The organism is Bacillus sp. ABA4_010, assembly GCF_056159105.1.
The window spans coordinates 3,130,192-3,144,875 of the sequence record NZ_JBSWUN010000003.1; the positions used below are offsets into that span (position 1 = coordinate 3,130,192).

16 protein-coding genes, 1 pseudogene and 1 riboswitch are annotated in these 14,684 nt (G+C 40.7%); of the genes and pseudogenes, 3 read left to right on the forward strand and 14 right to left on the reverse strand.

Annotated elements, in window-relative coordinates; genetic code table 11:
* Nucleotides 1–202 precede the first annotated feature (202 nt).
* The 6 genes from ACXAEO_RS16655 to ACXAEO_RS16680 all read right to left on the reverse strand — a co-directional run bounded on the left by ACXAEO_RS16655 (nt 203) and on the right by ACXAEO_RS16680 (nt 6,181).
* Nucleotides 203–925, reverse strand: a complete 723-nt coding sequence (locus ACXAEO_RS16655; RefSeq protein WP_474883149.1) for a nucleoside phosphorylase — start codon at nt 923–925, stop codon at nt 203–205.
* Nucleotide 926: 1 nt separating this feature from the next.
* On the reverse strand, nt 927–1,589 hold the full coding sequence (locus ACXAEO_RS16660; protein ID WP_474883151.1) for a sulfite oxidase-like oxidoreductase: 663 nt from the start codon (nt 1,587–1,589) through the stop codon (nt 927–929).
* A 16-nt stretch (nt 1,590–1,605) separates the two neighbouring features.
* Complete coding sequence (locus ACXAEO_RS16665) at nt 1,606–2,523, reverse strand: ABC transporter permease (protein WP_474883153.1); 918 nt, start codon at nt 2,521–2,523, stop codon at nt 1,606–1,608.
* Nucleotides 2,510–3,577 (reverse strand): ABC transporter permease, encoded by a 1,068-nt coding sequence (locus ACXAEO_RS16670; protein ID WP_474883156.1) that lies wholly within the window; start codon nt 3,575–3,577, stop codon nt 2,510–2,512. Before ACXAEO_RS16670 ends, ACXAEO_RS16665 begins: the two co-directional genes overlap by 14 nt.
* Nucleotides 3,555–5,081: an ABC transporter ATP-binding protein gene (locus tag ACXAEO_RS16675; protein ID WP_474883157.1), complete on the reverse strand. Its 1,527-nt coding sequence runs from the start codon at nt 5,079–5,081 to the stop codon at nt 3,555–3,557. Before ACXAEO_RS16675 ends, ACXAEO_RS16670 begins: the two co-directional genes overlap by 23 nt.
* Before the next feature lie 86 nt (nt 5,082–5,167).
* Complete coding sequence (locus tag ACXAEO_RS16680; protein WP_474883160.1) at nt 5,168–6,181, reverse strand: BMP family ABC transporter substrate-binding protein; 1,014 nt, start codon at nt 6,179–6,181, stop codon at nt 5,168–5,170.
* 179 nt (nt 6,182–6,360) lie between these two features.
* Nucleotides 6,361–6,470: riboswitch (SAM riboswitch) on the reverse strand.
* Between the two features lie 185 nt (nt 6,471–6,655).
* Between ACXAEO_RS16680 and ACXAEO_RS16685 the strand changes: the two genes are divergently transcribed.
* Entirely contained in the window at nt 6,656–7,219 is a 564-nt protein-coding gene (locus ACXAEO_RS16685; protein WP_474883161.1) for a hypothetical protein, read from the forward strand.
* Nucleotides 7,220–7,757: 538 nt separating this feature from the next.
* On the opposite strand, the gene ACXAEO_RS16690 is transcribed toward ACXAEO_RS16685, so the two are convergent.
* The 5 genes and pseudogenes from ACXAEO_RS16690 to ACXAEO_RS16710 all read right to left on the reverse strand — a co-directional run bounded on the left by ACXAEO_RS16690 (nt 7,758) and on the right by ACXAEO_RS16710 (nt 10,736).
* Nucleotides 7,758–7,970 carry a DUF5316 family protein gene (locus ACXAEO_RS16690; protein ID WP_474883164.1) on the reverse strand — a complete coding sequence of 71 codons (213 nt, stop codon included), beginning with the start codon at nt 7,968–7,970 and terminating at the stop codon, nt 7,758–7,760.
* Nucleotides 7,971–8,638: 668 nt separating this feature from the next.
* On the reverse strand, nt 8,639–9,079 hold the full coding sequence (locus ACXAEO_RS16695; RefSeq protein WP_474883166.1) for a GNAT family N-acetyltransferase: 441 nt from the start codon (nt 9,077–9,079) through the stop codon (nt 8,639–8,641).
* Nucleotides 9,080–9,394: 315 nt separating this feature from the next.
* Nucleotides 9,395–9,987, reverse strand: a pseudogene (locus ACXAEO_RS16700) (PTS sugar transporter subunit IIBC family protein); the annotation flags it as partial.
* 36 nt (nt 9,988–10,023) lie between these two features.
* Nucleotides 10,024–10,593, reverse strand: a complete 570-nt coding sequence (locus ACXAEO_RS16705) for a GNAT family N-acetyltransferase (protein WP_474883168.1) — start codon at nt 10,591–10,593, stop codon at nt 10,024–10,026.
* The gene (locus ACXAEO_RS16710; protein WP_474883170.1) at nt 10,569–10,736 is read right to left on the reverse strand and encodes a hypothetical protein; all 168 of its coding nucleotides are present in this window, start codon (nt 10,734–10,736) and stop codon (nt 10,569–10,571) included. The genes ACXAEO_RS16705 and ACXAEO_RS16710 overlap by 25 nt, the downstream gene beginning before the upstream one ends.
* Before the next feature lie 372 nt (nt 10,737–11,108).
* Between ACXAEO_RS16710 and ACXAEO_RS16715 the strand changes: the two genes are divergently transcribed.
* The gene (locus tag ACXAEO_RS16715; protein WP_474883172.1) at nt 11,109–11,609 is read left to right on the forward strand and encodes a hypothetical protein; all 501 of its coding nucleotides are present in this window, start codon (nt 11,109–11,111) and stop codon (nt 11,607–11,609) included.
* Between the two features lie 250 nt (nt 11,610–11,859).
* Here the strand turns inward: ACXAEO_RS16715 and ACXAEO_RS16720 are convergent, their stop codons facing one another.
* Nucleotides 11,860–12,582 (reverse strand): SDR family oxidoreductase, encoded by a 723-nt coding sequence (locus tag ACXAEO_RS16720; RefSeq protein WP_474883173.1) that lies wholly within the window; start codon nt 12,580–12,582, stop codon nt 11,860–11,862.
* 169 nt (nt 12,583–12,751) lie between these two features.
* Here ACXAEO_RS16720 and ACXAEO_RS16725 point away from each other — a divergent pair, with 169 nt between their 5' ends.
* Complete coding sequence (locus ACXAEO_RS16725; RefSeq protein WP_474884247.1) at nt 12,752–13,066, forward strand: winged helix-turn-helix transcriptional regulator; 315 nt, start codon at nt 12,752–12,754, stop codon at nt 13,064–13,066.
* A 71-nt stretch (nt 13,067–13,137) separates the two neighbouring features.
* Here the strand turns inward: ACXAEO_RS16725 and ACXAEO_RS16730 are convergent, their stop codons facing one another.
* On the reverse strand, nt 13,138–13,599 hold the full coding sequence (locus ACXAEO_RS16730; protein ID WP_474883174.1) for an NUDIX domain-containing protein: 462 nt from the start codon (nt 13,597–13,599) through the stop codon (nt 13,138–13,140).
* A 10-nt stretch (nt 13,600–13,609) separates the two neighbouring features.
* Entirely contained in the window at nt 13,610–14,542 is a 933-nt protein-coding gene (locus ACXAEO_RS16735) for a D-2-hydroxyacid dehydrogenase (protein ID WP_474883175.1), read from the reverse strand.
* Between the last annotated feature and the right edge of the window lie 142 nt (nt 14,543–14,684).

Here is a 14,684-nt window from a genome sequence, read left to right on the forward strand (position 1 = left end):
CTTCATTATAATCCATTAAAACTTGTCTTACTACTTATACGAATTTACCCTCATCTGACCATTCTATTTTTAATCATTTGACACCGCTTTATTTAATGAAAGAGCGTTCACAAGAAGTTCTTTAGACCTCTTGAATGCTCCTTCCAAGAATAGAAAATTCGACATGACCGCTCCTTGGTCATGCCGAATTTTCTAGATCCATTTATATAAATGAAACAATGGCATTCAACGCAATCTCCGCTTCTGCTTGCACCGCGTTTGCAACTGCGTCTGTATGCGGATTGTACGCTTCACGCAAGTCAGCATCCGCATAGCCGTCAATCGCTAAGATTGCTCCCGCTCTCATACCGCGAAGCGATGCAATAACAAACAAAGCCGCATTTTCCATCTCTACCGCCAGTACACCTGCTTGTTGATAGAGATCGTGTGGGAACGGAATGACACCCGAATAAAAGACATCAAGCGTTAACGTGATTCCTGCCTTTACTTCGTAACGGTGTCCGTGCTGTTCAGCCGCCTTTACAAGTTCCTCTGCAATATGACGGTCTGCTACAGCAGGGAAGCCTTCTGGCACAAGCTGACTCGTCAAACCATCGCGCCTTACTGCAGCAGTACTGATGACGAGACTTCCTGGCGTAATGTCTTTTTGATAAGAACCGGCTGTTCCTACACGAATAATGGATTGAACACCACCAGCCGCTAATTCTTCAAAACAAACCGCCGCACCCGGAGCGCCTACACCGTGACTCACTACCCCTACCTCAATGCCATTCCATCTTCCTTTATATGTATGGTACTCTCGGTTTTTTCCAATCACTTTTCCTTCTGTTAAAAGGCCGGCGATTTGGGCAGCACGACCGGGGTCACCACATACAATGACACGCTTTGGCAGTTCTTCTTTCTCAACTTTTAAATTTGGCAGCATCTCAATCAAACTCCTTTTTCTCCCATTCATCCTCTGGAATTGGAATATCTTCTCCTGAAAAACGTTCTTCTTCAAAAGGATCTCCTCGTAAATGGAATCCGTTTTGTTCCCAAAATCCTGGCTGATTTTCGTTCATAAACTCAAAGCCTCGCAGCCACTTGACGCTCTTCCAAAAATAAAGATGCGGAACGACAAGACGAAGCGGCCAGCCATGTTTATCCGTGAGCGGCTTTCCTTCAAAAGAATGTGCAAGTAAAATATCATCTCTCATTAAATCCGCCAGCGGCAAATTCGTTGTGTAATCATAATCACCGTGAAGCATCACATAGTCACTAAGTGGTTGAACCCCAATTTCATTTAAAAAATCTTTGAACAAAACACCGGTAAATGTATTGTCAAAGCGCGACCATCTTGTTACACAATGAACATCACACGTCACCTCTGTTTGCGGCATTTTTAAAAGATCTTCATAAGAAAGCGTGATGTCCCGGTCCACTTCTCCGAACACGCGCAGCGTCCAAGTAGACATATCATATTGTGGAACGTCCCCTTCATGTAAAATTGGGAAGCGCTCTGTTAGTACTTGTCCTTTCGGAAGACGGTTCGCATATTTTGGGTCGACTGCCGGAACTTTCATCCTTTTAATGCGATCTGCTTTGTTCATTGTCCTCTCCTCCTCTTTAGCGAGAGCTTTGCTGACCAGACTGGTTCAGCTCCACTCCGCGATCTTTTAGGAAAAACATCGCGATAATTGTTAGCACATATGGCAGCATCATTGTAAACTGTGTTGGCACGGAGAAACCTTGCAATCTCGTACTGACCGCATCCATTAATCCGAACAGAAAGCTTGATGCCAATACACCAATCGGATGTGACTGCCCGAGCATCATGGCTACAAGAGCGATAAATCCTCTTCCTGATGTCATTCCTTCTGAAAACATTGTTACTTGTCCAAGTGATAGTTGAGCACCAGCTAAACCGCATAATACTCCGCACAGAGCAATCGCTCCATATTGCAATCCTCGAACACGGAGCCCAAGACTACGTGCCGCCGTGCTGTTATAGCCAACAGCTAGCATACGGAAGCCGACGACGGTGCGATAGAAAAATACGTACAATAGAATCGATGCGATAATCGAAAAATAGACAAGCGGAGAATGGCCCGAAATAATTGACCCGATAACCGGGATTTGCTCGATAAATGGAAGGTCCCACTTCGGCAAACCTGCCATATCTTTATCGTAATAAGCGCCTTTCACATCAAAAATGGTCCGAAGCAAAAACGTCGTTAGTCCAAGTGCCAAAAAGTTAATGGCTACCCCGACAACAATTTCATTCGCTTGAAACCGAATCGTCATCAATCCAAATAAAAGGGAAAACAACATGCTCGCCCCTGCTGCAAACAAAGCGGCAAGAAAGAGGTTTTGAGTAAAATAGTTTCCAACGATGGCACTGAATGCCCCAATTAAAATTAAGCCTTCAAGTCCAACATTGAAGATGCCAATTCGGGCACAAAGCATACCGCCTAGCGCCGCTAGTAAAATGGGCGCTACCATCCGCATCGCAGACCCGAGCAGGGAAAGATCAAACAGTTCCATGTGCAGCACTCCTCTCTTTCTTGCGTACTTTCCACCAGTTTAAGCTCACTTTCGCTGAAATGAATAAAATCAACACAGCTTGAATGACACTGGCAATTTCTAAAGGAACGTCCGTATTTCGCTCCAATCCCATTGCTCCTGTTTGCAAAGCCGCCAGCAAAATGGACGTAAAAATAGTCGCAACAGGGTTCGAGTTGGCAAGCAGTGCCGCCATGACTCCTGTCCATGCATATCCTGGAACGGTCAATGCCCCGTCTACATATCGATATTGAGAGCCAAGCACTTCAAATGCACCCGCAATTCCTGCTAAGCCGCCACTCATGAACATCGTCAATAGCATCACTTTTGCTTTATTAATGCCTCCGTACGATGTAAAAGAAGGATTTTTCCCAAGCATATCAATTTCATAGCCAGAAGCCGTGTAACGATAAAGAAGAAATAATAAAACAGCTACTAATAACGCAATGACAAATCCCATATGGACCGTCATACCGGCAAATAACTTCGGCAACCATGATGTTTGTTCAAGCATCGGAGTCTGCGCTAAAGCGGCAGAACCTGTTTTATCTTGGAATGGTTTACTTACAAGATAGCTTGCAAAGAACACGGCAATGTAGTTAAGCAGCAAAGTCGAAATGACAAGCTGAATTTTAAATTTAGCTTCCATCCATCCTGCCAAAACAGACCAGCCTCCTCCAATGATAAAACCGGCGGCAACAGCTAATAACAGTTTCACCATCCCAGTTCCTGGCACATAGAGTGACACAAGTGCCGCTGTCACTGCCCCTAAAACCATTTGGCCTTCTCCTCCAAGGTTGAACACGCCCGCACGAAAGGCCATTCCAACACCAAGAGCAATAAGTAAAATCGGGGTAGCACGTGCTAATGTAGACGCAAAGAAATAAAAATTTCCGAAAGCTCCATTCCATAACTGAATATACGTATCGATAATGGGCGCATTCACCATTGAAATAGCGATCGCTCCGACTAATAAGCCCATCACAATGGCTAAAAGCGGCTGCATGAAAGCTCTAAGCTGTTGTTTCCACTGCATGTCGTACAGTCCCTCCTGCCATCAATATACTAAGTTGCTCCTCTGTTGCCTCTGCTCTTGAAAGTTCCCCTACAATTTTCCCTTCATACATGACGAGAATACGATCGGAAAGCGCTAAAATTTCTGTTAATTCAGAAGAGACGAGTAAAACGGCCCCTCCTTCATTCCGTTTTTGAACAATGGCTTCATGAATCACTTCCATTGCCCCAATATCTACCCCACGCGTCGGCTCTGCGGCAATTAAAAATGGCGTTTCTTGTCCAAGTTCACGGGCAACGATTAGCTTTTGTAAGTTCCCACCCGACAAATTGGCGGCTTTTTCCTTCACAGAGCTTGTCTTAATAGAATAGTGGTCAATCCACTTTTGCAGCAATGGTCGAAATTTTTTCCGATGAATCCAGCCTTTACGTGAAAAGGCAGGCTTATCATAGTAGCCCATTAACCCATTTTCTTCGACTGTCGCATCTTTCGCAGCCCCCCATAAATAGCGGTCTTCTGGAATATGAGCTAACCCGGCATCTCGACGGCTCTGAACAGACAATTTCGTAATGTCCTGATTCCCAAGGTGAATGCTGCCCGCATCAATTGGCATAAGCCCTGCGACAGCTTGCAACAATTCAGACTGTCCATTTCCTGATACACCTGCAATGCCGACAATCTCACCACGCGCAATATGAAAAGAAGCGTTGTCTAACAATGGTTTTTCATGTTTTCCTTGAACCGTGACATTTTGAACATGCAAAAACGTTTCTCCTTCTGTCGATGTTCGTTCTGTCATTTTTTTCAGTTCACGCCCGACCATTAACGTGGCTAATTCATGGGCATCCGTTTCTTCTACCGGCATAGTGCCTGTCACTTTTCCGTTGCGCAGCACTGTAACCCGGTCGGCCACTTCCATCACTTCCTGCAGTTTATGGGTGATAATAATGATGCTTTTTCCTTGAGAGGCGAGAAATCGAATAGTTGTTAACAGTTCTTTCACTTCAAGGGGGGTCAAAACAGCGGTCGGTTCATCCAAAATGATAATATCAGCGCCTTGATACAGCACTTTCACGATTTCAATTCGCTGCTGTTCGCCAATTGAGCAATTCATCACTTTTTCAAGCGGGCGGATCGGAATACGATATTGTGTGGAGAGGGCCTCCACTTCGTTCATGGCCTTCTTCCGTTGAAAAAAGCCGATGCGGCGCGGTTCACGTCCAATAACGATATTTTCAGCGACCGTCAAGTGCGGAAAAAGCATGAAGTGCTGATGGACCATGCCAATTCCGTGATTAATCGCATCAGACGGATTCGTAAACGATACTCTTTTCCCGTTTAAAACAACTTCTCCTGCTGTCGGCTGCTCCATGCCATACAACATTCGCATTAATGTCGTTTTTCCTGCTCCGTTTTCTCCTACAATCGCATGTACTTCCCCTTCTTTAAGGGAAAACGAAATACCTTCATTGGCTGTAAACGAGCCGTACTGTTTGGTCATATTTTTCATTTCTAATCGATGCATCGTTATCCTTTCCCTCCTTTACTCTGTGGAAGCAGAAAAGGGAAACCGACTACGAATATATGCAGTCGGCCCGCTTTCTGATCGTTTTACTTTAATGGATCTGTCACTTCAATCTTTCCTGCGACAATCTCATCTTTCAATGCTTTCACTTGGTCAATCACTTCTTGTCCGACAAACGGGTTAAGAGGTGTTGCACTGTCTCTTGTGACATAAGTGACGCCTACTCCATCTTCTTTTAATCCATATGCCACGACACCAGCTTCAAGCGTCTCTTCTGTAAATGCCTTTACGGTTTCGTAGGCAGCCGTATCCGTTCCTTTTAATTGCGATAACACAATGTGAGCTGGGTCAAGCTCTGTTCGGTCTACATCTTGTCCTGCTGTATAGAACCCTTTTTCTTTTGCTGCTTCAAATACGCCAAGGTCACCTACCGCAGCCGCTCCTGCTACAAAGTCGGCACCATTTGATGCTTGCAGCAATGCCATTTCTTTCGCTTTAGCTGGGTCTGTAAAGCTTCCTACATAGTTAATAAGAAATTCCGCTTCCGGATTTGTCGCTTTTAATCCTTCTTCAAAGCCGACAGTCCATTTTTTCAACAACGGAATATCCATCGCGACCACCATACCGACTTTATTCGTTTTCGTTGATAAACCAGCTGCTGCTCCAAGTAAATAAGCAGCTTCTTGCTCACGGAAGGTGACACTGCGCACATTTGGCAAATCAACAACGGTATCAATGATGGCAAACTGACGATCTGGATTTTCCGTTGCGACTTTTTTCAACGCATCTTCCGATTCAAAAGATGAAGTAATAATTAAGTCATAGCCTTCGGCAACCGCTGCACGAAGATTATCTTCAATGGCTGCATGATCTGTTGATTCAATCGTTTTTAGTTCTACACCAAACTCTTCTGCAGCTTTTTTCGCGCCTTCATCCATCTGCTGGAAAAACGGGTTCACACCAATTTTTTCAGGCAATACAAGCGCAATCCGTTTTGTTCCGCTTTGTTCCTCTCCACCTTCGTTAGAGGAAGATGGTGATGATTGGCAGCCTGCTAATAATAGAGCGAAGACTGTAAATAACAATAGTAATTTTTTCATAATATCCTCCTTATGTAGTTCGCAATTAATTTACACATCTCAATAATTCCAATGTCATTATGACACGATTCAACTGAAAACACAAACATTTTTTTGTTTAGAATTAAAAATGTTCGTATTTTACCAACTCAAAAAGAAAACCTCATCCCATAAGGAAGAGGTTTTCTGCCGATCACTCTTCCTTATCTTCAGAACGTCAACCGTTCTTCAGGATTTGGCACCTTTCTGTTTATAAAACAGTGGTTGCCGGGCTTCGCAGGGCCAGTCCCTCCGCCTCTCTTGATAAGGATATATTTTTTAATTGTTTATAATTTTAATAAAAATGAGATATTTGTCAACCCTTTTTTTATTTTTCCGATTACAATAGTTGGATTTTCTTTTTTAAAAAACGCCCGCTACCTATCATTCATTTTGGAAGAAACTTTTTCCTGGATTGTTTCGTATTACATATTGGAAGAAAAAGGGGGAACTCGTATGAAAATGGAAGAGATTTCATCACTACGAAAGCATCAATTTATTTTGTTAAATTGCGGTATGGCCATTATGTTTTTTATCCTCATAGCAAGCGTGGAGTTAGGTTTGTCAATGCGCGGGCTTTATATAAGTTTAATTGTTTTTATGCTCGCTCAAGTCATCACCACTATCCGAATCCAGCAGCCGCTTCTTTACGTCTTTTCTCACAAAATGCGAAAGCTGATGCAATATGAGCAGAAGAAAATGGGGACACAATGGAAAGCACAACAAAAACTGATCGTCGTTCTTCAGTCTTTTTTAATCCTTATGTTCTTGTTTCAGGCATGGCTAATGGGCGATCAGCCTTTCTATTTTCCGGGAGAGCGTTCTTATTTAGCGGGAATATACTTATTTACCGTCGCCTTAGTCAATATCTCGACATTTATTCATAATCGGAAAATTGATACACAAACCGAAGAAAAATTAAATGGGTATACGAAAAAAATGATCATCTTCAGCCTCGTATTTGCCCTCCTCTGTTTTATTATAGGCTTTGTTGGAAGTTCGTTTCTTTCCATGCTATAAGTACGTTTAACATGAAGAAACCAAAATTACCATCAATCTTTGTAACACTAATCACTACCCTAAAAAATGAGGCTGGGACAAAAGATTTTCAGCTAATAATAAAGCCGAACTATTATTTAGAACTCTAATTTAGAGCTTAGTAATCGTTCGACTTTTTTGTTTTTCTATGTTGTTATTAAAAAGGCTGAGCACCTTTTCGACGTCCAAAAGGTGCCCAACCTCTTTTGATAACTTGTTTTTTCATTAATACCCCCGATACTTGAAGAAGAAAACAATTTTCATCATCAGTTAAAAAATTAGGTTTTTCAGAAACAAAATAACGTATATTAAAGCACTACAAATTACAATAAACAATCCAACCATTAAAAAACCATAACTAAAGCCTTTACCCATTGAAAATAAATCTAAGAACATATTTTTAAATGTATCAAGTACCTTATACATAATTACCCCCTAACCCCAAACTACCGCATATATTTCACCATAAAAATCCATTATCTTATGAAAACTATCCCGTTAAAGAAGAATCGCTTATCATTTATAAAAAGTACATTAGCCCAGCGATGCCTAATGAGATTGCTCCTGCAAGACCAGAGTATAATGCAATTTGGGTTCTGAAGTTTCTATGTTTGTCTGTTTCTGAATGAAAATTTGCTCTCTGCTGTTGTCCATCCGTCCAAGCCCCAATAAAAATTCCCGATATAACAATACAGACTACGCCAATGATAAGAAACAGCTGAATCATATCCATATCCTTCCACCCCCTTAATGAATCTACGTTTTTATAACCAATTTTGTTTCATTAACATAGATAAGTTCCTCACTCGAATTTATATGTCTTGTTTGAAGTAAACTGCCCACGTTAGCACAATAAAAAAGGTTGCCGTAGCAACCTTGTCTTATAAAACTCAAGTCCCCGTTAAAGAAGCCAGGTTAGCTTTTTGTTAAGGGATTTATTGAATGTAAATTCTTATGTAATTTCGTACATTCGGTAAAATAAAAAAGCCACCTTCTTTAAAGCGACCTCTCCTCTCTTCTCCAATCCAAAGAGGTTGGGTATCCGAAAGACGCCCAACCTCTTTTCGTTGACATAAGTGACCTTATTAAGAAGCAAACTTACTTTTCTCTGGCTTTCTTATTCTTTTCAAGTTTTTCACTAAAATACGACCAGTATCCAATTGCAATAAAACCAGCAATACCGGCTAAAGCTAAAATGACCTCTATGAAAAGATTCATTCTTTGCCTCCTTTTAGTCACCATAATTTAGAATTATAGGAAATCAAAAAAACAGACAATCTTATAGAATTTAAGAGTCTTTGAATACACCGTTATGTATTATTTTATAAACAATGATCGCTTACTCCTTTTAAGTTTGTAATTTTCAAAAAACTGTATGCTTGTTTGTTCAAGTAGAAAACACTATTTTTTTAGAGACGCTTTAAATACATAACTTACTTTGTCATAATTCATTTTATCTTCATAAAAACGGTGTGCATCTGTACGTTGTAGTCCTGAAGATAAGGCAACACTGTCATAATTATTCTTTTTTGCCCAGCCATGAACATATGTAAGAAGCTTTTCACCATATCCTTTTGAACGTTTATTAGCATCTGTAACTAAGTCACAAACCCAAATAAATCTACCATAATAAAGTGTTATCATTGGTTGAAAGCCAATAACTGCGACAATTACTCCTTCATCCAATAAAGCAAACATTTTGTATGATTCCTTTTCTTGTGCCTCAGTTACTAAACTAAGATAGGTATTTTCATCAAGATGGACGCGCAACTGCTTCATAACTGGAAATGCTTCAATAATTTCGTTCTTTGTTTGGAGTTCTTTAACTGTCAATGTATTCACAATAAAATCCCCTTTTTAGAATTTTTTGTAAATAAAGTTTATCATAATTCCTTGTTTAACAAAACTCTCATTAGATAACAAAGAATACTGTATATTGTATGCATAGTTTGTATAGCCTCTCTTTTAAGAATTCTCCTCCCACCTTGAGAGCCAAGAAGTTTTCTGTGGTCAATTTTATAGGCTATGTATGATTTTATACATTAAAACAAGAAGCTGGGCCATAACTAATCAAAAATAATGAAAAAAAGCCGAGAGGAGCCAAAATTAGCTTCCCTCGACTTTTTCATTTTAATTGGACAGATTTTACCCGACTCTCTAAACTGTCACTAATTTTTTCGACTCTAAATTTTCTATAAGTTCATCATATTTAGGACTGCTTAAAAAGTTTTCAACTGAAATATGAATGGCATGAGGCACTTTAGCTTTCGCTCGATCCGTTAAATCTTTATGCGTAATAACCACATCTGCATCAGCAGGCAAATTATTAATGGCCGTATTGGATACTGAGATATCCAATCCTGCTTTTTGGACTTTGTTCTTTAAGATAGAGGCTCCCATCGCACTCGAACCCATTCCTGCATCACAAGCAAAGATAATTTTCTTAACCTCTTTCTTAATCTAACTCTGCAGATCATTTTCTTCTTCACTCACAATTGGCTCTTGGTTTGTTCCTCTTTCATTAATGCAGAAACTTTACTTTCTTTTCCTTTTAAGCTCGCTGTTTTTTCAGCTGCCTTTTCTAAATTTTCTTCTTCTGTTTGTTTAGATGCTTTTAAAATGATTGAAGCAATTATGAAGGTTACTGCTGTTGCTGCAAACACACCAGCAAGAACACCTAAATAGTTCCCTCTTGGTGTCATCGCTAATAGTGCAAAAATACTACCAGGAGATGGAGCGGACACTAAACCAACATCTTGATTCAACAATTTTCCATCCTTCTTTAATTATACTTCGTTCTTCAACGGAGGCTTTATTACATATAGCCCTCCGTTTTCCAAATCCGAAACCAGCATTCCATATATAATGCTGTCTGTCCACTCCCCCTTACTCCAGAAATCCTGTTTGAAGTGGGCTTCCTTTCTCATCCCTATTCGCTCACACAATCTTTGTGAGGCTAAATTCCTTGCATCAAGGGTGGCTTGAATGCGGTGCACACCCCATTCTTCGAATAGTTTTCTTACTAAATGACTCACTGCTTCTGTTGCATACCCCTTACCTGAAGCTTCAGAAGAAAAGCTGTACCCAATTTCAACCGTATCCTTCATCCCTGTAAACCATACAGATAAATCACCAATGACGTTTGTATGGTTCACCACAGCGAGACTTAAACTGGTCTCCTTAGTGAGGGAATGATTTTTCAATTTTTTATTGAATGATTCCTGCATGCTTTCACTTGTCCATTTATCATGGAGTAGATACCTACATGTCTCATCGTTATTGTAAATGTGAAACACGTCTTGTAAGTCATTGCTCTTAAACGGCCTGATTGTTAATCTTTCAGTGGTGAATTCCAAGAGAATCTCTCCTTTTTATCTCCGTATAATATTTTGTGACTTGAATTTGGAATGCCATGACTCTTCATTGCTTGACATCTTTTTGCTAACTCCCCTTGAGAAATTTCCTTTGCTTCTCTTAAGATACGAATTTGATTTTCCATTAGATTACCGCCTCTCGGCTAACAGATAAAAAAAATCCGCGCATAAACATGTCAAAAACTTTTTATATTTAAAATTATAGGGTATTTCTAAAAATCCTATCAAAAACTTTTTACACTTTAATGAAAAAGAGCCCGTCCATAAAAGGACAGGCCAAGAAGGGGAATAGTGAAAGAATCTGCGGCATTATCTGCTCAACTTGTACTTTACCTTTTAAAAATGAAAAAACGGTGAAAATGAAACAAACTATAATTTTTCTGAAAATTTATAATTTTTAGTATTTACAAGATTCGACTTTTCTAGTATGCTTAATACAAGCCACACACACTACATCAAAAAAAGAAGGTGAATCCAGTGACATAGGGAAAGACGAAATGTACTACACGTACATGGGACGAGCCTCATACTCTATCTTAAAACGAAAAGGTGATGCCAATGACGTAGCGGAAAGCGTAATGTACTACACGTACATGCGACAAGTCTCATACCCTATCTTAAAACGAAAAGGTGATGCCAATGACGTAGCGGAAAGCGCAATGTACTACACGTACATGCGACAAGTCTCATACCCTATCTTAAAACGAAAAGGTGATGCCAATGACGTAACGGAAGGCGCAATGTACTACACGTACATGCGACGAGCCTCATACTCTATCTCTAAACGAAAAGGTGATGCCAATGACGTAACGGAAGACGCAATGTACTACACGTACATGCGACGAGCCTCATACTCTATCTCTAAACGAAAAGGTGATGCCAATGACGTAACAGAAGGCGTAGTGTACTACATGTATATGAGACGAACCTCATACTCTATCTCTAAACGAAAAGGTGATGCCGATGACGTAAGTGAGGCGAAGGCATATTTTACATAAGCCGGGGAACGAATGGTAAACAAACAGGCAGAAGAACTCTCTAGCCATGGGGAGATTCTCCTAATTCAACAAGATGGAAAGGATTCTATGTATTATGAATGAAGAAATAGTGTAAGCGACCTTGTTATTCCTAGAAGGATAAACAAGGTCGCTTATTGTATTTTAGGCCACTGGAGAACATTGAAGGTTTTCAAATCGTTTCTCGCAATTGGCAAAGAGAGCGTACATGTTCACGCACGTCCTCTTTTTGTTAAGCTTGCTGCTGAGTTGGTGCTAAGGCAATTTCTCGAATATTCACGCTTTGCGGTTGTGAAAAAGCAAAATAAATCGTTTCCGCCACCGTCTGTGGTGCTAAACCGCCTTCAATCGACTGTTTCCATTCATTATAGTTATCTTTAATTTGTGCACTCGTTGTATGTGTTAATAATTCGGTTTCCACGACACCAGGTGCAATGGTTATGACTCTTACATTATGTGGGGCCACTTCCTCCCGAACATTTTCGCTAATGGAATGAACTGCAAACTTTGTCCCTACATATGCAGCATGATTCGGGAACGTCTTTTTGCCTGCGATCGAGCTAATATTAATAATTGTCCCTGTGCGTCGTTCAATCATAGACGGAAGCACTGCTTGCATGCCATTGAGCACCCCGAGTACGTTGACATCGTACATGTCTTTCCATTCCTTCTCATCTTGTACGGCAATATCCCCTAAAAGCATCCGCCCTGCGTTATTGACAATTAATTCTACTGGTCCAAACTGTTTTTCGGCCTCAGCAATGGCCCGGTCGAGAGCTTGTTTATCTGTCACATCGACAGAAGCCTTCATGACATTGGCGCCTGTGAATGCGTCTAATAAATGAGTGCGTCGTGCGATTAATAACACATTATATCCTTTTTCAATAAATAACTTGGCTGTTGCTTCCCCTATTCCAGAAGAAGCACCTGTAATGGCAATAAATCCTTGACTCATTTGTACATCTAGCTCCTTTGTTTTGATTTCATCTCATACTTTACCTTAAAATAAAAAAGCACAAAAGTACGCACCTCAATACCAGTTAGTTACCTCAAGGTACCTTTTCAAGGGGGAGAACGGATTGCCAGAAAAAAAATATTTAAATGAGTTTGATGCGACACTTCAAATGATTCAAGGAAAATGGAAAGTCATGATTCTGTATGAATTGTTCGAACATAAAACAAGAAGATTTGGAGAGCTTCAACGTTATATTGAAGACATCTCCCATAAAACATTAACGAAGCAATTACGGGAGCTTGAACATGATGAATTAATTCAAAGAACCATTTATCCTGAAGTACCACCGCGGGTAGAATATTCCTTGACTGAAAAAGGAATGACCCTGATTCCTGTTTTAGAAATGATTTGTGACTGGGGGCTCGCCAATGTCGATCATACAAAGCTAGAGCGAGTTTTATGTGAAGAAGAATTGGATACTTAATTGTTCAAAAAAACTACCGCTCACAAGCTCTAATGGACTTGCTGCGGCAGTTTTTTGCGTCTATGTTCTCTTTAGTTAATATCCCCTAAATATACTGGGAGCTTAGCATATTTGTCTGGTACACGCATCAGAAGCGGTCGGATGGTAAGCGGATAGAGAGGATAGTCCATTACTTCATCAAGCTCGATCCACTCTACCCCAATTTGTCCGTCATCTGGAACGATACCGAACTTTGCCTCTGACGGATTTGAGGTGAGTTTGCATTGAAATAAAAACTCTACTTGATGAAAATCTCGGTCTTTTTCCGGTTTATGATGCTTCGCTATATAGTCGCGGACAAAACGGAGTTCACCGACTTCCACCTCAATACCCGCTTCCTCCATGCATTCTCTTTTTAAAGCTTCATGCAAGTTTTCTTCATGTTCCTGACCGCCACCTGGAAGAAGATAAAAAACCCCTTCCTCTCCTTGCATTTTCACTGTAAGCAGTTTTCCATTATGAATAATGATTGCTTTTGCTGCTGTTCTAACCATTGTCTCCTCCTTAATAACCTCTTTTCACTTCCACTTGATTGAAAAGAGGCTCGTTGTTTTCAATTTTCGTCAATGTATCTAAAAAACAGGCCACCGCTTCTTCTGGAGTCGTCACCGCCGAAATATGTGGGGTAATAAAAAGATTCGGATGCTCCCATAGCGGCGAGCTTTCTGGCAATGGTTCGATTTCACACACATCCAAAACAGCTTGACGGACCGAGTTGTTCTGTAACGCCTCTAACAGTGCCTGTTCATCGACTGTCCCGCCTCTGCCGACATTAATGAATCCGGTATTATCAAGCTGACCGAAAAACTCCTCATTGAACAGTTTATCTGTTTCCTTCGTTAATGGGAGTGTACTAATAACCCAGTCCACCTTCTCTAGTCGGGACAATGCCTGTTCGACTTTCACAACCTTTTCAAAATAGGGAGCCTGTTTTCCGCTTCTGGACACTCCCGACACTTTTATGCCAAACGACGAAAAAATGCGGGCAATGTCCTGCCCAATTTCTCCTGTTCCGTAGACAGCAACATGAAGTGATTGGAGAAGCTTCGGTTCCGCCGGCTCCCATTGTTTATTCTCTTTCAGCTTTCCGAACATTTCATGCATTTGAGTATCTCTTAATAAATAGCTTAAGCAATACTCCCCTATTCGCTGACCGAAGGAGCAAACCGTTCTCGTCAGTAAAACAGATTCATCCCATTCCTGGTCGTACAAAAACTTATCTACACCCGCTCCCGTACAATGCACCCATTTTAGCTGACCCACTTCAAAATGAGCAGTCGGATAGAAGCTGACATACGCATCGGCCCATAACATGTCTTCTTTACATACGTCTGTTTCTGCCATAAAACGCATTTGTTGAGGTAAATCGTTTCCCTCAAGAATTCTCTCCATCTCTTGTTGTAAAGGGCCTGTTACTAAAATTCTTTCAATCTTCAACCTAATTCCCCCATCCCACATTACGATTATTCAATTGAAAGCCATATATAACCTTGTTACACAGATAATCCTCAAATTTTCAACATCCATTCGTCCTGCACTTTGACAATAGCATACAATTGGGCTATTTTTAAGTCATCAT